Genomic DNA, 20,295 nt, shown 5'->3' with positions numbered 1-20,295 from the left:
ACAGAGGTATTATATGGCAAGAAATAAATTCGATGCAGATGAAGAAATAGAACAGAAGTTTAATCCTCATATTGTTATGAGGCTTGCAAAATGGATTAAGCCTTATACAAAGTGGATGGTACTTTCGTGTGTGATTATGCTGGTGTCATCAGCAATCTCGCTTACCAGCCCGTACCTTACAAGAATGGCAATTGATAAGGCAATTCCAAATGCAGACTACCGTATGTTAGTTATTATTTCTGCGGCTCTGCTTCTTTCAACTCTGGTTGTAAGAATTCTTTTGGCTCAGAAACTCAGAATTATGACACGCGTTGCTCAGAAGATTATTGTAAATATCAGACGTGACGTGTTTATAAAACTTCAGTCTCTGCCATTCAGCTATTTTGACAGCAGACCTCACGGAAAGATTCTTATCCGCGTTGTAAACTATGTAAACTCACTTTCAGATCTTCTTTCAAATGGTATTATTCAGCTGATTTCAGATCTGTTTACTCTGATTGTAATTATTGGCTTTATGATTGCAATTGATGTAAAGCTTACTCTGGTCTGTATGGCTGTGCTTCCAATTCTGTTTATCATTCTTATTTCAATGAAGAAAAAGCAGCATGAAGCATGGAAGCAGGAGAGCTATAAGCGTTCTAACCTTACTGCCTATCTTTCTGAAAGTCTTAACGGAATGAAGGTAACTCAGAGCTTTGCACGTGAAGAAGTTAATCAGGGAATCTTTAATGAGCTTTGTAATAAGTGTAAGACAGTTTGGATTCGCGCGGTAAATATTAATAACATTATCTGGCCTTCTGTAGATATTCTTTCAACTTTGGGTGTTACACTTGTTTATCTTGCAGGTATCAACTGGCTTGGTGAAACAGTAACTATCGGTACTCTTGTTGCTTTTGCCGGTTACATCTGGCGTTTCTGGCAGCCAATTCAGAACCTTGGAAACTTCTATAATTCCATGGTAACTACAGGTGCTTATATTGAACGCATTTTTGAACTGCTTGATGAAGATGATGCAATTTCAGATAAGCCTGGAGCAAGAGAACTTCCTCCAATCCGCGGTCATGTTCAGTTTGATCACGTTGATTTTAGTTATGAGCCGGGCAATCCTATTTTGAAGGATGTTGATTTTACAATTACTCCTGGTATGACAGTTGCCATTGTTGGACCAACAGGTGCCGGAAAAACAACAATTGTAAATCTTTTAAGCCGTTTCTATAATGCAGAAAAGGGTAAGATTCTGATTGATGGCATTGATATTCAGGAGCTTATGATAAAGTCAATTCGTAAGCAGGTTGGTGTAATGCTCCAGGACAGTTTCCTTTTCAGCGGTACAATTATGGAAAATATCCGCTATGGTCGTCTTGATGCAACAGATGAAGAATGTATGGCTGCGGCAAAGGCTGTACAGGCTCACGAGTTCATTTCTGCCTTTCCGGAAGGCTATAACAAAGTGCTCACTGCAAATGGTGGTGGCTTGAGCCAGGGACAGAAGCAGCTTATAAGCTTTGCCCGTGTATTGCTCAGCGATCCTCGAATTCTGATTCTTGATGAAGCAACTTCTTCGGTTGATACACATACAGAAAAGGCTTTGCAGCAGGGACTTGGAGAACTTTTGAAAGGACGCACAAGCTTTATCATTGCGCACCGTCTTTCAACCATCCGTAATGCAGATGTAATCTTCTTTGTTGATCACGGAGAAATTGTTGAACGCGGAAATCATAATGAACTTCTTGCTTTGAACGGTCATTATGCAAAGATGGTGAGTGGCGTTTTTGCGTGATATGTGATAAAATATTGTTATTATGAACGTTAAAGATTTTCGTGCCAAAGCCTATACAAGAAATGCTGAGGGAGTTCCCGTTCCAGTTGAAGAGACTTCCTCAGAGAAAAAATCAGAAAACACTTTTCAGAAGACTGTTTTTACAAAGGATATAAAGGCCGAAGATCTTACACAGAAGAAGAAATCTCCTTCACAAGCATTAGACAACACTGTTGATTATCTTAAAACCGGAGGCCTTCTTAAGGTTCCGGTTGAACAGACTCCAGATGGTAAAGATTCTGTATACCGCAGAGTTGCAAAATTCCTGCTGCTCATTGGTGAAGATGAAGCTGCAAAAATCCTTCCACATCTTTCAGAAACTCAGATAGAAAAAATCATTCCTGAAATTGCTTCAATAAGAACGGTAAGCAAAGAAGAAGCTGCCGTAATTATGGAGGAATTCAACGGACTTTTGAATAAGGCCCGTGAAGAGGGTGGAGTAGAAACTGCGCGCGAAATGCTTGAAAAAGCTTACGGTAAAAAACGTGCCGATGAGCTTTTGAAAAAGGCAATGCCGCTTGAAGGAAAAATCCCTTTTACCTATCTGCGTGATGCAGACAATGAGCGCGTTTATCTTTTAATCAAAGACGAAAATCCAGGCGTGCAGTCTATGGTGCTTTCTCATCTTGAACCAAAGAAGGCCGCTAAAATCATTAATCTCATGACACCGGATGAAAAGAAAGAAGTGGTTATGAGACTTGCAAAAATGGAGCCAGTGAGCCCGGATGTTCTGCGCCGCGTTGATCAGGCAATGCATGAAAAATCATTGAATCAGACAGTCGAAAAGGCTGAAAATATAGACGGAAGAAATGCTCTTGCACAGATTCTTAAGAAGATGGATGCAGGTGCCGAAAACGATATTCTGAAATATCTTTCGGAAGATGATCCGGATCTTGGACAGGACCTTAGAAGCCGACTTTTTACATTGGACGATGTTGTAAAATCAGACGACCGCTTTGTTCAGGAAAAACTCCGCGAAATGACAGAAATCGATATCGCTTATCTTATTGCCGGAAAGCCGGATGACTTCCGTGAAAAAATCCTGAGTAATATTTCTGCCGGCCGCCGTGCCGAGGTTCGCGCTCAGGAAGATATATTAAAGCCAATGCGCCGTTCAGACTGTGAGCGTATTACTTCAGAGTTCTTCAGCAAATTAAGGCGTGCATTCGAAGAGGGACATCTAATCATTAAAGACAGGAACGACGATGTGTTCATTTAATTTTACTGATTCTGCAAATATCGGAAAAGCATATAAGGACTTTGTACTGCTTGCCGTAGATGAAATAAAGGATTTTAAGGCAAAAGGTGTTTACCTTCGCCACAAAGTAACAGGACTTGAAGTTTATCATATTGTAAAAGAAGATAAAGAAAATCTTTTCGCTTATGCCTTCCGCACCGTGGATAAAACCTCGCGTGGTGTGGCTCATATTATGGAGCATTCTGTTTTATGCGGCAGTGAAAAGTATCCGCTCAAAGAACCTTTCATCACTCTTGCTTCTACTAGTCTTAATACTTTCTTAAATGCCCTTACATATCCGGATAAAACTGTTTACCCTGGAGCTTCTGTTGTCCGTTCAGATTATTTTAATATGATGGACGTTTACGGAGACGCGGTTTTCTTTCCAAAACTGGACCATGCAACTTTCATTCAGGAAGGTCACAGACTTGAAATGGATGAAAATGAAAAGCTGAGTATTCAGGGCGTTGTTTACAACGAGATGAAAGGAAATTATTCTTCTTTCCAGCCTATCGCCTTCAGCGACCTGATAAGCGCAATGTTCCCGGACAGTTATCCTGCCTTTGATTCAGGCGGAGATCCTCTGCATATTCCGGAACTTACCTATGAAGATTTCCTTGCTTTCCATCAGAAGTTTTACAGCCCTGATAACTGTCTTTTGTTTTTATATGGTGATATTCCAACAGATCAGCAGCTGGACTTTATTGATGAACGCTTTATTGGCCGTCTCATAAAAAAATATGACTGCCGCGAGGGTGGTGCAATCTGCAATATTGATGTGGACTCTAAGCTGCCTGTTATTAAAAATGAGATAAAAGAACTTCAGACTCTCAATTTTGTAAAAGAGTCCTGTTCGCTTAAGACATATGCTCCAGAAACCGGTTCAACCGGAAGCTTTGTTTCTTTGAACTGGTATGCCGGAAAAGCCGACATGGAAAAGTATTTTCTGTGTGAGGCTTTGTGTGGAAACGACAGTTCTCCGCTCGCTCGTGCTTTAAAAGACGCAAAACTTGGAGATGATGTTCAGTTCCAGAGCTTCGGCCAGTTCCGTGAGGAGTTTTTCTCTGCGGGACTCTGGGGCGTAAAGAAGGGCTGTGAAGAGAAAGTCTTTAAGCTTGTAGAAAAGACTCTAAAAGAGATTTATGAAAAGGGCCTTTCTCAGGAAGATATTGATTCTGCTGTTATGGGAATTGATTTTGCCCTTCGTGAAGTAAACCGCTACTGGGGACCTTTCTCAATTCAGCTGATGGAAAAGGCTTTGAAGGGCTGGTGCAACGGAGACTCGTGTGCAAGTCAGCTTTCGCCAATTACCTCGTTCGAAAAGGTAAAGGAAGCCTTACGTTCAGACCCTGACTACACTAAGAAACTTATCAAAAAATATTTCCTTGATCCGACAGTACAGGTGCGCTTTGTTTCTGAGCCTTCGGAAAAATATTTTGAGGAACGCGAAAAGGCAGAGGCAGCGCTTATTGAAGAACTCGGCAAATCTGTGGATAAGGCGCAGCTTAAGAAAGACCTCGACGAGCTTCACGCTTATCAGCAGCATGTAGAGACGCCGGCCGAGACGGCCTGTATTCCTACGACAAAGATTGGCGAACTCGACCGCCGTATCGACATCCCGGAAACTTCGCTGGAATTCGTAACCGGCTCGGACGGGGCGGACGTCCCGTTATTTGTGAGCCAGGAAGATACAAACGGCATTTTCTATATAGACGTACTTTTCCCGTTTGACCGTCTGGAAGCTCAGTATGTACAGCATATTCCATTCCTTGCAGATGTAATCACAAATCTTGGCTGGAACGGAAAAGGCTGGGATAAATGTACGGCACAGTCGTCATGTGTAATGGGAGATATCTGGGGCCGTACACTCTGCGGAACAGTAAACAATGTTCCGCAGTGCCAGTCAGAAGCAGAAAAATACAAACAGTATAATTTCTGCGGCCGTAACTGGATCGGGCTCATCTGCAAGGCTCTAACAGAACGCGCCGAAGAAGCGCTCGACATGCTTGCAGAAATCATCACAAAAATGGACTTTGATGATGAAAAGCATCTTGAAACTTTAATCAGTGAACTTAAGGCTGAAAAGAAAAACAGTATTGTTTCTAATGGCCGCGATTATACTCAAAAGCGAGCCCGTGCAGCCTGGAGCGAATCTCTTGCCATGAATGAAATAATGTGGGGTGTAAGTCAGCTTAATACAGTAGCAGGATATAAAAAGAAGGACGCTAAAAAGCTTCTCAAAACCTTCTCGTATATGTATCACGAATGTCTGAAAGCCGGTGGAATCATACATGTTACAGCTGATGCAGATTCCCTTAAAAAGCTTCGCCCATTACTCAATGATTTTGCAAGAAAGGCTGAAATTACAAAACTTTTACCAGGCCACACATATACTCAGGAAGAGCTTTCTCCTTATATCAGTCAGTTTGAAGAGTGCAGAAGTGAAGATGCCCAGCTGATTTCTGTTCCGAGTCAGACAGGCTATGCCGCTGCCATCACACCGGCTTCTCCATATCTTACAAAAGAAGCTGCTGCAGAAATGATTTTTACTACCTGGCTTTCAAATCATACCTTGTGGGATAAAATCAGAACTACGGGCGGTGCTTATGGCGCAAACTGCTGGGTAGACAGTCTTGAGCGACAGGTTGTGATGACAACTTACCGAGATCCTTCTCCAGATAAGTCAATCGACGTTTACCTTCAGTCTCTAAAAGACTTGTGCAGTACTCCAATTCCAAAAGATGAGGTTGAAAAAACTATTGTTTCAACTTATGGAAATGCGATTGTGCCTGCAAGTCCTAAGGATAGGGGAGCCAGAAGCTTTGAATCTATGCTTTATGGAAATCCTATGAAGTTCCGTCAGATTCGCGTTGATAATATTCTTGAAGTTACAGAGGATGATGTTGAAAAAGCCTGTGACAGACTGTTTGAAGCGTCTGTTAAGCAGTGTTCTAAGGCTATTTTCTGCAATAAATCAGACAAAACCAAAAAAATTGCTGGAAATAATATCAAAATTCCTTTATAATCAATTGAATGCATTCCATAATATGGAAAGGAGATACAGGTTATGGATAAAAAAACAAAACAGTGTGTTAAAATGCTTAGGGATCTGGTTTCGGATGTTCAGGGAGCTCCTTTTCCAGGTGGAGAGCTTAAGAGTGAGCTCTATGAAATCTGGTATGAGCATGCTCAGCGTGCAGCCGTAGAGTGCTTTGAGTACTTAAACGACAATTTCCCTGAAGAACAGAAGGAACTGAATAAGTCTATAGATAAACTCTTTAAGTAATTCTGTTTTCTTTATCAGCTTAAACAATTAAAAAGTATCTGATTTATAAAAAGGCTGTCGTTGAAACGATGTGTTTCGGATGGCTTTTTTTATTTTAAACTCTTGTTTTACATTAAGTTTTTATTCTAAATTCCGACAATATAAGAGAATAGGTTTCTTATATAAGGTTTATTTAGAATGAAGTCGAATACAAAGATATCAAATGATTATAAATTCGGATTTACAGGAGCAAAGAAAAAGCTGGGAATAAATACCTGGCGTTTTGTATTTAATGCTGTAAATACTTCAACCGGCGCAGAGCAGATGTTCTATATTGAGTTTGAAATGCTCAATCCATGGACATCAAGTGATGCTGTTCTTCTTGGCTTTAAGCCACGCGTTAATATTTCTGCAGAAGACTTACAGTATGCGCTTGCCGGTACAGATTCTGCTAAAAACCTTTCTACAGAGTCAATTGTTCAGCCTTCTTACTGTGCCGTAAGGGTAGGTTCTTTCGGAAAAGATGGCAAACAGTTATGTTCTTATTATCCTGCAAAACAGGTTAAATTCAGCAATAAACCTTTTGAAATCATAGTCGACAATAAATATTTCAATGAAAATAAAATCGGTGGTTTTATTAATGTTCCTCAGGAAGAATTAGCCGCTCATCCGGAATTGTTATGTGATGCCGGTTATGCTAAGTGGGACATTAACTATACTATCAAAAAAGATTATAAAGATGGTTATAAATCAGATTTAATCCGCTGGTTCCCTTTTGGTCTTCAGACTGTTTTCTCCGGAACTATCCATTTTGATGGAGATGAATATGCAGTAGATCCAAAACGCTGCTGCGGTTATTCAGAACGCTTCTGGGGTAAAAGCATTCCTGAGCCATTCTTCCATCTTTCTTCTGCAAATCTTACAAGTGTTATTTCCGGAAAAACTCTTTTTGAATCTTCTTTCTCTGTGCGCGGTATTTTTGATGAAAGAGTTTCTTTTGTTGGAAAATTCGAAGATATTGATATTCAGCTTTGTGCAGACGGTTCAAAACGTCAGTTCTCTGTTGTATGGGATTGTGCGCAGATGCCTGAAAATGATAATCCTGAAGAAAATCTTCTTCACTGGAGTACAAGCCTTAACAGCAAAGACTGGGTAATTGATATCGATGTATTCTGCAAAATCCGTGAGTTGAATAACCGTACAATTGAACTTCCGGAAGGTCAGAGAAAAATCCTGAGCCTTATCGAAGGCGGTTCTGGTACAGGTGAAATCAAACTCTACAAGCACATCGGCAACACCCTCGAACAGATCGAACACGCAACCTTAGCAAAGGTGTTCTGCGAGTTCGGTCATATCGAAGAGGGCGAGTTCTAATCAACCGTCATCCCGAACTTGTTTCGGGATCTATCTGCTGAAAATCAACTTTCCATCCGCTGATTTAATCTTTATAACGTCCCCGTCACTTACATTACCTGCAAGTAATTCTCGTGCCAGTGTATTTTCCACATAAGTCTGAATAGCTCGTTTTACCGGGCGCGCACCCATTGCAGGGTCGTAGCCTTTGTCGCACAGGAAGTCCATGGCGCTCTGGTCAAAGTCCAGAGTAATCTTGCGGTCTGTAAGACGGCTCTGTACGCGTTCAAGCTGCAGCTTAATGATAGACGCAATGTGCTCCTTTCCAAGCTGCTGGAACATTACAATTTCGTCGATACGGTTCAAGAACTCAGGACGGAAGGTCTGGCGCAGCAACACGTTGATTTTGTCTTTTACACTGTCACCACTTTCACCTTTTTCTGCAGCTTCAAGAATCAAATCACTTCCAAGGTTACTTGTCATTATGATGATGGTGTTCTTAAAGTCTACAACGCGGCCCTGACCGTCTGTAAGACGTCCGTCGTCAAGTACCTGAAGCAGTACATTGAAAACATCCGGGTGAGCCTTTTCAACCTCATCAAAAAGAATGACGCTGTAAGGACGACGGCGAACTGCTTCTGTAAGCTGACCACCTTCATCATAACCAACGTATCCCGGAGGCGCTCCAATAAGACGTGTCACACTGAACTTTTCCATGTACTCAGACATATCAATTCGGGTAAGTGCCTTTTCATCGTTGAACAGGAAGTCTGCAAGAGTTTTTGCAAGCTCAGTTTTACCGACACCTGTAGGTCCAATAAACATAAAGCTTCCGAGTGGTCTGTTCGGATCGTTAAGACCGCTGCGGTTACGGCGGATTGCATCGCTTACAACATTTACGGCTTCGTCCTGACCTACAACTCGTTTATGAAGAACATTTTCGAGTTCAAGATATTTCTGCTTTTCTCCCGTCATCATTTTTGCAACAGGAATACCGGTCCAGGTAGAAACTACCTTTGCAATATCTTCTTCTGTTACAGACTGACGGAGAAGCGAATCTCTGCCGCCTTCAACCCGTTCTTTTTCTGCGGCAAGTGCAGCATCCAGATCCTTCTGCAGGGCTGGGATTGTGCTGTATTTAAGTTCGGCTGCTTTTTCAAGATTTCCTTCGCGGGTAAACTTTTCTTCTTCAAAGCGGGCCTGCTCAAGCTGCTCTTTTATCTTACGGGACTTATCAATATTTTCCTTTTCATTCTGCCACTGAAGCTTCATTGCATCGCGGCGGCTGGTAATTTCTGCAAGCTCTTTTTCAAGCTTTTCAAGACGCTCGTGACTTGCCTGATCATCTTCCTTACTCAAAGACTGCTTTTCAATCTGAAGCTGAAGCATCTTTCGTTCAACCTGATCGAGTTCTGTAGGCTGGCTTTCAATTTCCATCTTAAGACGGCTTGCTGCTTCATCAACAAGATCAATTGCCTTATCCGGCATAAAGCGGGAAGTGATATAGCGGTTACTCAAGGTAGCAGCGGCAACCAGGGCTTCATCTTCAATTCTAACTCCATGATGGATTTCGTACTTTTCGCGAAGTCCACGGAGAATTGCAATTGTATCTTCTACGCTCGGCTCTGCACAGTAAACCTGCTGGAAACGGCGTTCAAGGGCTGCATCTTTTTCAATGTACTTGCGGTATTCGTCGAGAGTTGTTGCACCAATGGCACGAAGTTCACCACGGGCAAGGGCTGGTTTAAGCAGGTTCGAAGCGTCCATGCTGCCTTCTGAAGCACCTGCACCAACGAGGGTATGAAGCTCATCAATAAACAGGATAATCTGTCCTTCGCTTTTAGTAACCTCTGTGATAAGCGCCTTAAGACGCTCTTCAAACTCACCACGGAACTTGGCGCCGGCAACAAGAGAACCGAGGTCCAGCGCAAGAAGGCGTTTATTTTTCAAGCTTTCCGGAACATCGCCACTTGCGATACGGCGGGCAAGACCTTCTACAATGGCTGTCTTACCAACACCAGGTTCTCCAATAATTACCGGGTTATTCTTAGTACGGCGGCAGAGTACCTGCATAACACGACGGATTTCTTCATCACGTCCGATTACAGGATCAATCTTATCCTGTCGTGCAGCGGCGGTAAGGTCGCGGCAGTATTTCTCGAGGGAGCGTGTTTTAGCTTCCGGATCATTTGAGTCTACGGTCTGATTTCCGCGCACAGATTTAAGTGCTTCAAAAACAGAGTTATGGTTGATTCCAGAACGACGGAGAAGGTCTCCTGTACGGTCATCTGCCTCTGTCATTGCAAGAAGAATATGCTCGGTAGAAAGATACTGGTCGTGAAGCGCAGACATCTCTTTTTCAGCCTTTGCAAGCACCTTCTGCATAGGACCAGAAAAATAAACCTGAGCTGCTCCAGACACTTTAGGATTTGACGCAACAAGGTCGCGGACTTTTTTAATGAGTTCTATAGATGGAACTCCAACACGTTCAACAACAGGTGCAATGAGTCCGTCCTGCTGTTCGAGTAATGCCTCAAGCACATGCTCGGTTCCAATTTCTGAGTTATCGTTTTTATTGGCAATTGATGAAGCCTCCTGCAAGGCTTCTTGTGTTTTGATTGTAAAATTTTCGTAATTCATAATCATCACCTTCATTTATAAAATAATAATGAAAAGCGATGTCGGCAAGTTTTTTGTGAGGGGTGCAATGACAGTTAGACGCAAAAATGTTATACTCTGCTTATGACTATCAAAATTGAAAATGCTGCGTTTTCTGCAGAAATTGACACTAAAGGAGCTGAGCTCCAGAACCTTATTCGAAAAAGCGATAATATGGATATAATCTGGCACGGAGATAAATCTGTGTGGGGAAATCATGCGCCTATTTTGTTTCCTTATGTAGCACGCTGTCTTGGCGGTCATTTTATGATTGAAGGAAAGAAATGTGAATATTCCCGCAATCACGGATTTGCACGCGACCTTGAACATAAACTTGTTGAACAGACTGCTGATGGTGCGGTATTTGAGCTTACTCAGAGTGATGATACACTTTACCGTTTTCCTTACGCCTTCTGTCTTAGAACTGAATACAAACTTACAGACAAAGGTCTTAACTGGAAGCTCACTGTAAAGAACACAGGTGATAAAGCATTCCGCTTTGGAATTGGAACTCATGCTGCCTTTGATTTCAATGGACACAATGCAGAAGATTTTGTTGTTGAGTTTGAAAACAAAACTGCTCTTACAGCAGTAGACTGCACACCAGATGCATATCTTGTTGCAGATGCAAACGGAAAGGCTCCTGTTACAAAACCTTACGGCGAAAAAGAAAACGGCTTTGTTCCTGTAACTTCTGAAGGTTATGGAAACGGACATCTTTTTGCAAACAACGGAAGTAACTGGGTAGGTCTCAAAAATAAAAAGAATGGTTCTATCATTAAGATTCAGACAAGAGACTTCCCTTATGTAATGATCTGGCAGAACACTGCAGGTGCTCCTCAGTTTGTTTGTATTGAACCATGGCACGGTTTACCTGATGCAGAAAATACAGACCACCTCTGGCAGAATAAAGTTGGCATGAATGACCTTGCAGCCGGTGCAGAGTTTGTAAGCCAGCAGAATATTACTGTAGAGTAGGGTATTCAAAACATGCTTTCATACCAGCATATTTTTCATGCAGGGAATCATGCCGACATCTTAAAACATTCCGTTTTGATTCAGGTTCTTGATTCTCTGAATAAAAAAGATAAGCCTTACACATTTTTCGATACTCACAGTGGTAGTGGCCTTTATGATCTTACAGATAACAGAAGTCTTAAAACCGGTGAAGCTCAAAAAGGAATTGAAGTAATTTCAAAACTTGGCGGTGAACTTCCTCCGGCTTTAACCCGCTATCTGGATTTTGTTTCTGCTTATCTTAAAGATGAACGCTATCCGGGATCTCCTGAAATTGAAAGAAGCCTTATGCGAGAGCAGGATAATCTGATTCTTTCAGAACTTCATCCGCAGGAAATTGAAAATCTTCGCAATAATATGAAAGCGCCTCTCTATAACAAAGAAAATAATCCTGAGGTTCAGGTTCACAACAGAAGCGGCTGGGAAATGCTCAAGGCTCTTACGCCACCGGCAACAAAGCGCGGCGCAGTTCTTGTTGACCCGAGCTACGAAGAAATTTCTGATTACCAGCTTGCCGCAGATACAATCTGTGCGGTACATAAAAAATGGACTAACGGAATAATTATGCTCTGGTACCCGCTTCTTGCTCACCGCGAGGGCGAGATTGAAGCAATGCTCGACAGAATTACCGAAGGTGCGCGAGCTTTAAATCAGAATATTGAAATTGCAGATTTGCGTCTGGAAGTTTTTGATAAAGATGCTCATAAGGAAGTTTCGCTTGACGAGTTCCGCGCAAGTGAAGGAAAGAATCCTCCACGGCTTTACGGAAGCGGAATGCTTGTATTAAATACTCCGTGGAAGTTAGTAGAGGAAACTCAATCTGTAATTGATTATGTTAAAAGTGTAATCTGATTCCAGCTTCAAAAGGAAGATTCAGCATAAAGGCTGCCTTTGAATCTGGCGCACTGAGATTTTTTGAAAAGCCCGGAACAACATTCTGCTGTAAATAAAACTCAAGATAGTTATCCCAGAAAAGCCAGTTTGTTCCAAGGAAAAATCTTGCTCCGGCAGAAACTGTCCAGTCTTCAAATTTCTGTGTAAGAATACTTCCTTCGGCTCCAAAGCCTGAATACAAGTTCCAGGTGTTTTTAAGCTGAAGGTCTACTGCGTAATAATCTGCAAAACCTGTAAGACCATAGGCAAACTCAGAAAAGTTCTTGCCTGCTTCAAGTCCAAAACCTGCAGAAACCGGAATGCGGGAAAATCTGATTGTTCCTACTGCCTTACCGGTGAACTTTTCTATTTTTACAGTTTCTTCATTTATAAAGAGTCCCGGATTACCACTAAGCTGAACGCCAGCTCCTGTTGCAAAGATTTTTGATGTAAGACAAAGAACAAGCAATGCTGTTACTGCGGTTATTTTTCTGTAGTGGTTCATTAATTTTTCCTGAATAGTGAATTATTTATTATGGAAATAATCTGCAATCTTTTCAAACAGATGTTTGAAGAAAAGGTAGATTTTATAAAAGATATTCGGATTACGTAATCTCTGAAGTCTCTTGTAACCTTCCAGTAATTCAGCGTTAGTAAATTCTTTACGCTGATTGTTTTCTTCTATTTCCATTTCAAGCTGATCAACTTCTGAAAGGTTATCAATGATGTTTGCGTTTATGCTTGTCCAGCCAAGCTGAATTGCAGATTGAAGACGACGTTCCCCCGCAATAAGCTCGTATCTGCTGTTGAGGGTAATTGGATTCATTAATCCGTAGATTCTCATACTGTCTTTCAGGTCTTCAAGATTTCCCAGGTCTTTGCGGACTCGTTTTTTTATCTTGATGTCTTTGATTTGTACTAACATTAACGTTCCTACATATAATATAACAGTATCTATGCAAGTCGGCAAGCACAGCTTGCCTCTGAGCCATTCTTTCGTTGAAGCTAAAACGACCCGCTGTCGCAGCTCGTTTTTTAACGCTTCTTCTATTATAGGCTTATTCCATCAAGTAATTGTAGTCAAATTTTGAAGTTGAATTATCAATTATATCTTCTTCATCATCCTCATCATAATCTGAAATAAGAGGTGCACTCAAATCGAAGGTCAAAGGAGTTCTATCAATATCAAAAACAGTTCTCTGACCTGATTTATACATCTCTTTTTCAAGACGGATTATTGCAAGAGTTGAATTTGAAGAATTCGAATGAATAGGACAGATTTCTGTAGGCTGAGTTCCTTCAAGGTACCATTGTGTTGTTGAATGTTCGCAGGAATCTGTAAGAATCATACCGCTGTCTGCACATACAGTACATTCAATTACACCTTCAAGAGGTTTAATCCAGTTCTTGTAAGGGAGATCTGCATGTACCTTATCAAAATATTCACCCCAGGCAAAACCGGCAAGGGTAGCACCAGTAATGTTCAAACCAAGAGACTGTCCCGGTTTATCAAAACCAAACCAGAAGGCAGCAGCATAGTAAGGAGTAATACCACAAGTCCATGCATCGGCCCAGTTCTGTGTTGTACCTGTTTTACCACCGGCTGGCATTGTGTAACGCTTTCCGTTTGCATCTTTATAATCAAAGTGCCATTTCTGAGCTCCAAGAGTACCACCGTTATTTACAGTCTGTTCAAGAAGCTTAATCATTACAAATGAAGTCTGTGGAGTAATAACCTGAATCTTATCGCCCTTAGCAGCCTGTTCTTTTCTGATATCAAGTTCAGGATTCAAAATTACGTTTCCGTTTTTGTCTTCTACAGTTCTGATTGCCATTGGAGTAATTTCTTTACCGCCGTTTGCAAAAATTGCATAGGCACGTGCCATTTCAATAGGACGTACAGAACATACACCAAGACCAAGAGGATATACAGGAACAAAGCTTCGGCTTTCGAGTTCGTTCTGAGGAATTCCAAGAAGTTTTGATGCGCGGTCAATTGCAGCCTCAAAACCAATACCATCGAGAATCTTAAGAGATGGAACGTTCATAGAGCGTGTGAGCGCATACCATACAGAAACGTTTCCTTCCCATTCTCCACGGAAGTTCAAAGGAATATATGGTTTTCCGTCTGCGGTGTGGAATACAACCATACTGTCGGAAATCTGAGTTGTCGGTGTAAATTTGCGTGAGTCAATTGCGGCAGAGTAGTAGAGTGGTTTGAAGGTAGAACCCGGCTGAACCTTTGCCTGAGTTGCACGGATAAACTGATTGTCTGAATCAAACTTGCTTCCACCTACAAGAGCGTCAATGTAGCCGTTAGAGTGATCGAGGGCAACCATTGTACCTTCGATAGTTGTCTTTTCTTCATTCTGTTTAGAAATTGCAGTTGCACGGTTTACGATATTTACCTTGAGCTTTTCACTGCCTGTCATAAGGGCAATTACATCAATAACAGGATTCAACTGATTTACGTAAGTATTGTTTGCAACAATTTCTGTACGCTGCTCGCTTACCTTAAGTTCCGGAATATCAAAAAGAAGGGCGAGCATTTCTGTCATTGGAACGTAGATGTTTGTAGCAACACCGGTCTTAGAAGAATGCTCTCTCTTGTAGCGGCGGTTTGCATCATCAATGTATTTTACCATTACATCCTGAGCAATCTGCTGATGTGCAAGATTAAGAGTTGTATTTACAGTAAAGCCGGATGTATAGATATCATCAGAACCGTAAATCATTCCAGAAAGTTCACGGCGAACATATTCAGAGAACCATGGAGCCTTGTCATCACGCATCATATAAGCTGAAGTTGAAGTACGTGTATAGTCAAAGTTAGCCCAGTAATTTTCAAAAGACTCATCAGCTTCTTCCTGAGAAAGGAAGCCTGCATCAACCATTGAAGCAAGAACGTATTTCTGACGGTCCATTGCGCGGTTAGGATGATCAAAAGGATTGTAATGAGCAGGGTTCGAAAGCTGAATAACAAGGATAGCAGCTTCGGCAGGTGTGATTTCTGTTGCTCCGTGTCCAAAGTAATATTTTGAAGCAGCGTTTACACCGTAGGTACCGCCACCAAAATAGATTTTATTAAGATAGAGTTCAAGAATCTCGTTTTTAGAATAACGGCGTTCCATCTGGATTGCCCACCAGAGCTCTTTAAGCTTTCGGACAACAGACTTATCTGAACGGTCACAGTAAAGAGTACCGGCAATCTGCTGGGTGAGGGTAGAACCACCACCAAGTGAGCGGCCAGTAAGAATACCTACAACACCACGTAAAATAGCCTTAAGATTAAAGCCCGCATGAGAGAAGAATACATTGTCTTCTCGAGTGATGAGGGCGTCAATCATCTGCTGTGGAAGATTGTTATAAGCAATGATTTCGCGCTTTTCATCTGAGGCAAATTCGGTAATTACCTCACCGTTAATATCAAGCAGCTTTGTAGGAAGCGCTGTGTCAAAATCAGTTATATATTCAGAATTAATAATATTGCGTGTTTCAGATAAAGACCATCCCAAAAAAAGTCCCATGACAATAGAACCCAGAAAAAACAGCGAGATGATCACAATTCCAGATTTTTTAATCTTCATCATATTTTTCCTATTATAGTAGAAAGAATCAAAAAAGTGAATAGTTACAGTTCTGCGGAAAAAGAGGCTGAGACTTTTTTATATAACGGGGAATGCTTTGAACAAGTTGAAAAAAGTGGGACGCAGGCAAAATAAAAAAGAGGGCCCCAGGGTTGCGCCAATATTCTGGCGTAGCCAGAATGGAGCGCGATGGGACCCTGGGAGATTGCTTTTTTAGTTTTGCCGTCGCTGGGACCCGCTTTTTTCAACTTGTTCAAAGATAGGATTTTTTTAGGTTAAATAAAAAAAGGCTCGGAATAGATCCGAGCCATGCCCATCAGGCAATCGGGAACATGGGTGGGAGGGGAAAATGTTCCCGATATATTTATTATCGACCTCATCCCCCGAAATCTTTAATCGAATTATAAAAATTTTTGAAAGATTTAATTTTCTGTAATCTGAAGATCCAGCGAGAAATTTGCTGTGTAAGTTTTACCCTTAATCGCTGTAATAGAACGGATAATCTCGTAATCACCAATAGTAAACTTAATCTTGTGTTCACCTTCAGTAATTACAAATTCCTTTCCAAAAGTTGTGCATTTTACATCATCAAGAAGAACTTCTGTTCCTTCCGGTGCTGTAATGAGCAGGGTAGGCTCAAGGCTCTTCATTTCTACAGTAAGGTCAGTTGTTTTTGCGCGGTCAATGCGCACAGTGCGAACTTCGTTACGGTATGCTTCAGAGATGATGGAAATATCATGAACTCCGGTATCAAGGAGAATCTTTGAGTTATCAGAAAAAGGAACGAGCTTATCATCAATAAAAATAGTGCAAGGCTCAAGCTTCTTTTCCGGTGGAACAAGTTTAAAAGCAAGCTGACCTTTATTCATAAGGATTGGTTTTACTGTAATAGGAATAATGGCATTCAGAGTTTCTTCTGGAACACCCTTCATTACAGGCTGGAGTCTTATGAAAACTACATTCTTCGATGGTGTGATGATTGTATCAACCTTTGTAGTGTAGTTATTTGATTTTATAGAGTTTTCTTTTTTTAGAGGAATCTGAAGTACCCACGAAAGCTTACCTGGCAGTGTCTTTACATAAGCACGAGTTCCGCTGTAGTCAATCTGAGAAGCCTTAGGTGATGGACTGATACTTGAATAAACTGAACAGGCAACCGAGTCTACCCATGAGGCAACTGCTTCTGGAATTTCAAACTTAAGCTCAAGGCCTTCAATAAAAGTCTGATCTGCAGGAAGAGTAATGGCAAGTGCTTCATTGATTCCAAGCTTTGCAGTTCCTTCTGATTCTGCGGATTGCTCAACAGTAAGCTCATGCACTTTACTTACACGGAAACTTTCTGCAGAAAGCAGAGAAGTGCCCATAAGAAGAAGGAGAGAAATCAGAACTTTTGGCGTACAGTATAGTTTTTTCATTACTCTTTAATATTCAGTTTATTGCGGGGGTCTTCTGCCTTTCCGCCCTGCCTTATTTCAAAGTGCAGGTGAGGGCCGGTAGCCATACCTGTTTGTCCCACAAGTCCAATTACATCTCCTTTCTTTACATACTGGTATCTGTCTACAAATACCTTAGAAAGGTGAGCATATACGCTTGTCATTTTACCCTGATCATGACTCAGAATAATGTAGTTGCCGAATTCAGAATCGTTTTCGATATTGGCATAAACAGCACCGTCTTTTATAGCGTAAACGGGAGTTCCCTCTGCTGCCGCAAGGTCAATTCCATTGTGGTTTTTCATTTGACCAGAGAAAGGATTTTTTCTTTTTCCGAATTCTGAAGAAACCCAGTAAGAGTCATTGTCCAGCGGAAGCCGCAGTGCTGAGTCGAGAAAATATGCTCTTTCGGTAGGAGAAAAACGCTTGCTGCGTAAGAACAGATAATCTCTTCCATCTATATTATAATATATAGGATTTTTTGTTAAGGTTTGAGTGCTGTAATTTTCCTGTAAAAGTATTTCTATGGAATTAATTCCACGTTCAATCGGAATAAATATTCCGTTAACAACAGGAAGAATCAAAGTACGGCCCTTTATATCATCCTGGGCATTTTCAATCTGATTTAAAGTTGCAAGAGTTTCCTGAGTTATACAGGTGCGTGCTGCAACTCCTTGAAAAGTAAAACGTTCTGAGTTTGTATACTGGAAAAACATGATTTCCGGTTCACGGCCAGCGCTAATCAGTTTACTGTTATTTTCTACGATACTGTTATAATCTTTAAGAACTGTGTTGGCGCGGGAAGGGGAAAGACTGTCTATAACAGGCAGCTTATCTTTTTCAATTATAATTCTTGTAATACCGTCTTCCTGTGTCTGAGTCTGGGCTGAGGCGGCAAAAGAAAAAATGAGGAAAAATAAAAAAAAGTTAAAAAAACGGGGCTGTCTTTTAAAAGAGAGCCCCGCCAGGTAGTTTATCTTAAGCAAACTATTCTTCTACAATTGCTTCTGCTGGACATGAAGCTGCACATGAACCACAGCTGATACATTTTTCAGCATCGATAGCGCGAGCGCCGTCTTTTTCAGCAATTGCTCCTACCGGACAGTCCGGTTCACAAGCTCCGCAGTTTACACACTGATCGGTAATTTTAAATGCCATATTTGCTCCTATAAAACCGCTTATGCGGTAATATTTAAAATCTTTTAAAATAATACAACAATAGGCTTAATTTCGCAACTGATATTTGAATAAATCTCTGTTGTAAAGTATAATGCTCTCTATGACTAAAGAAGAAGTTGCTAAATATATCGATCACACTCTGCTGGCTCCACAGGCTGGAATCAGAGAGATTGTACTTTTATGTCAGGAAGCTAAACGTTATAACTTTGCTTCTGTATGTGTTAATCCTGTTTATGTTTCTGCAGCAGCAGATGAGCTTTCAGGTTCTGATGTAAAAGTTTGTACAGTTGTAGGATTCCCATTGGGTGCAACTACAACAAAAGATAAAATCAGTGAGTCTGTAAACGCAATTGCTAATGGTGCTGATGAAATTGATATGGTAATCAATATCGGTGCTGCTAAAGACGGACGTTTTTCAGAAGTTGGAACTGATATTCAGGGCGTTGTTGATGCTTGTAAAGACGCTGCTAAAAAAGCTGGAAGACCAGTTATCGTAAAAACAATTCTTGAAACATGTCTTCTCGACGATAACGCAATTGTAAACTGCTGTCTTTGTGCAAAAAAAGCTGGTGCTGATTTTGTTAAGACTTCAACAGGTTTTGCAAATCCAAAGGGAATTGACGGAAATCCTCTTCCAAACGGAGCAAGCGAACATCATGTAAAGCTTATGCGCGAAACTGTTGGCGATGATATGGGTGTTAAGGCTTCTGGTGGAATCAGAAGTGCAAGAACTCTTATCACAATGCTTGAAGCCGGTGCAAACAGAATTGGTACCTCAAGCGGTGCAAAAATTCTTGAAAACTGGGATGAGTCGAAAACGGTTCATAACAAGTATTAGCTGTTGTCATGCTGAACTTGTTTCAGCATCTTTTGAATAGATCCCGAAACAAGTTCGGGATGACCTTTATTTTTGAACTGGAAGTGAGAAGTACAATTTATTGTCGCTCACTTCCATTTTTATTTCACGGGCATCGTGCATAATTGAAATGTAAGACTTTACAGTTGAGCTTACGAGTGCATACTGACTCAGTGAAAGATGCATATCATTTTTATCTGCTACATACTTTATAATTTCTTCAGCAGTAAGTTTCTTTTTAGTTTTAAGAGAATCAAGAATACAGGTTCTGGTAGAGATAATTGCAATCTTATTAAGCTCAGCAGCTTCATTAATATTGCGGTTCAAAAAATCACCATGACTTGGAATACACCATTCAACATTTTCAATTTCGCAAAGCTTATCCAGCGACTCCATGTATTCAACAGGATTCAGAATGAGAGGAATCCAGTGATTGATAATTTCATTGCGCGGGAAAATATTGTCGCCAGGGAAAATTACCTTGTGGCCGTTTTTAGCAGTGATGATAACTCCAAGAGTGTTATAGCTGTGACCGCTTAATTCAATAAAAGAAAGAGTTCTGGAACCCGAAAGGTCAATTACTTCATCTTTTGTAATAAAGTGATTCAGATAGGTTGGGGAAGGCATAAAGAAGAGGGTTCTCAATTCGTGAGGTGGGTAGCCGCCCCAGAGTACTGTGCCTTGAATTATAGGTGTTTCCATTGCTCCCTGTTCGTGCTTTGCAGCCCACAGTTCACAACCTGTTTCTTCCTGTAAAAAATTATGGGCTCCGCAGTGATCAGCGTGCCCATGTGTGGTGATAATTGCTTTTAATTTAAAAGTCTGACCCTGCTGTTCAAAAAAGGCTTTGAGTACATCAAGAACGTATTCACCATCAATTTCTGTGCTGCCGGAATCAATAAGATAAACTTCGATAATAGAGTCGTTTTCAGTTGTGATTACACCCACATTTGTTGTGCTAGGAATTACATAAACTCCCGACGACAATTCAATAATTTTTGCTGTAAGGTTATCCAAT

General features: G+C 41.1%; 16 protein-coding genes. 8 read left to right on the top strand and 8 right to left on the bottom strand.

The features are described from left to right. The first annotated feature begins 13 nt into the window (after window positions 1-13). From BM161_RS11265 to BM161_RS11245, 5 genes are all read left to right on the top strand, one after another. Entirely contained in the window at window positions 14-1,780 is a 1,767-nt protein-coding gene (locus BM161_RS11265) for an ABC transporter ATP-binding protein (protein ID WP_074932754.1), read from the top strand. 22 nt (window positions 1,781-1,802) lie between these two features. After that, window positions 1,803-3,038: a flagellar motor switch protein FliG gene (locus BM161_RS11260; RefSeq protein ID WP_074932752.1), complete on the top strand. Its 1,236-nt coding sequence runs from the start codon at window positions 1,803-1,805 to the stop codon at window positions 3,036-3,038. Then, entirely contained in the window at window positions 3,025-6,081 is a 3,057-nt protein-coding gene (locus tag BM161_RS11255; RefSeq protein ID WP_074932751.1) for an insulinase family protein, read from the top strand. Before BM161_RS11260 ends, BM161_RS11255 begins: the two co-directional genes overlap by 14 nt. 42 nt (window positions 6,082-6,123) lie before the next feature. After that, window positions 6,124-6,342: a hypothetical protein gene (locus tag BM161_RS11250; RefSeq protein WP_074639848.1), complete on the top strand. Its 219-nt coding sequence runs from the start codon at window positions 6,124-6,126 to the stop codon at window positions 6,340-6,342. 177 nt (window positions 6,343-6,519) lie between these two features. Next, a complete protein-coding gene (locus tag BM161_RS11245; protein WP_074932749.1) occupies window positions 6,520-7,695 on the top strand; it encodes a hypothetical protein in 1,176 nt (391 codons plus the stop codon). A 30-nt stretch (window positions 7,696-7,725) separates the two neighbouring features. Here the strand turns inward: BM161_RS11245 and clpB are convergent, their stop codons facing one another. After that, window positions 7,726-10,314, bottom strand: a complete 2,589-nt coding sequence (gene clpB, locus BM161_RS11240) for an ATP-dependent chaperone ClpB (protein ID WP_074932747.1) — start codon at window positions 10,312-10,314, stop codon at window positions 7,726-7,728. A 102-nt stretch (window positions 10,315-10,416) separates the two neighbouring features. On the opposite strand from clpB, the gene BM161_RS11235 reads away from it, so the two are divergent. Together BM161_RS11235 and BM161_RS11230 are read left to right on the top strand one after the other, a co-directional pair. Then, a complete protein-coding gene (locus BM161_RS11235; RefSeq protein ID WP_074932746.1) occupies window positions 10,417-11,310 on the top strand; it encodes an aldose epimerase family protein in 894 nt (297 codons plus the stop codon). Window positions 11,311-11,322: 12 nt separating this feature from the next. Beyond that, a complete protein-coding gene (locus BM161_RS11230; protein WP_074932744.1) occupies window positions 11,323-12,201 on the top strand; it encodes a 23S rRNA (adenine(2030)-N(6))-methyltransferase RlmJ in 879 nt (292 codons plus the stop codon). Here BM161_RS11230 and BM161_RS11225 read toward each other — a convergent pair. The 6 genes from BM161_RS11225 to BM161_RS11200 all read right to left on the bottom strand — a co-directional run bounded on the left by BM161_RS11225 (window position 12,185) and on the right by BM161_RS11200 (window position 18,400). Beyond that, a complete protein-coding gene (locus BM161_RS11225) occupies window positions 12,185-12,727 on the bottom strand; it encodes a hypothetical protein (protein WP_074932743.1) in 543 nt (180 codons plus the stop codon). The genes BM161_RS11230 and BM161_RS11225 overlap by 17 nt on opposite strands. A gap of 21 nt (window positions 12,728-12,748) precedes the next feature. Next, entirely contained in the window at window positions 12,749-13,147 is a 399-nt protein-coding gene (locus BM161_RS11220) for a ParB N-terminal domain-containing protein (protein WP_074932742.1), read from the bottom strand. A gap of 133 nt (window positions 13,148-13,280) precedes the next feature. Beyond that, window positions 13,281-15,812, bottom strand: a complete 2,532-nt coding sequence (locus BM161_RS11215) for a penicillin-binding protein 1A (protein WP_074932740.1) — start codon at window positions 15,810-15,812, stop codon at window positions 13,281-13,283. A gap of 419 nt (window positions 15,813-16,231) precedes the next feature. Continuing rightward, window positions 16,232-17,224: a hypothetical protein gene (locus BM161_RS11210; RefSeq protein WP_074932738.1), complete on the bottom strand. Its 993-nt coding sequence runs from the start codon at window positions 17,222-17,224 to the stop codon at window positions 16,232-16,234. Continuing rightward, on the bottom strand, window positions 17,224-18,228 hold the full coding sequence (locus BM161_RS11205; RefSeq protein ID WP_074932737.1) for a M23 family metallopeptidase: 1,005 nt from the start codon (window positions 18,226-18,228) through the stop codon (window positions 17,224-17,226). The genes BM161_RS11210 and BM161_RS11205 overlap by 1 nt, the downstream gene beginning before the upstream one ends. A gap of 1 nt (window position 18,229) precedes the next feature. Next, the gene (locus BM161_RS11200; protein WP_022931029.1) at window positions 18,230-18,400 is read right to left on the bottom strand and encodes a DUF362 domain-containing protein; all 171 of its coding nucleotides are present in this window, start codon (window positions 18,398-18,400) and stop codon (window positions 18,230-18,232) included. Between the two features lie 121 nt (window positions 18,401-18,521). On the opposite strand from BM161_RS11200, the gene deoC reads away from it, so the two are divergent. After that, a complete protein-coding gene (gene deoC / locus BM161_RS11195) occupies window positions 18,522-19,259 on the top strand; it encodes a deoxyribose-phosphate aldolase (RefSeq protein ID WP_074932735.1) in 738 nt (245 codons plus the stop codon). 66 nt (window positions 19,260-19,325) lie between these two features. Here the strand turns inward: deoC and BM161_RS11190 are convergent, their stop codons facing one another. Then, on the bottom strand, window positions 19,326-20,294 hold the full coding sequence (locus tag BM161_RS11190) for an MBL fold metallo-hydrolase (RefSeq protein WP_074932733.1): 969 nt from the start codon (window positions 20,292-20,294) through the stop codon (window positions 19,326-19,328). Window position 20,295 lies beyond the last annotated feature (1 nt).

Source organism: Treponema bryantii (assembly GCF_900113965.1).
Lineage (GTDB): Bacteria > Spirochaetota > Spirochaetia > Treponematales > Treponemataceae > Treponema_D > Treponema_D bryantii_A.
This window is presented reverse-complemented; position numbering and strand designations above follow the sequence as displayed.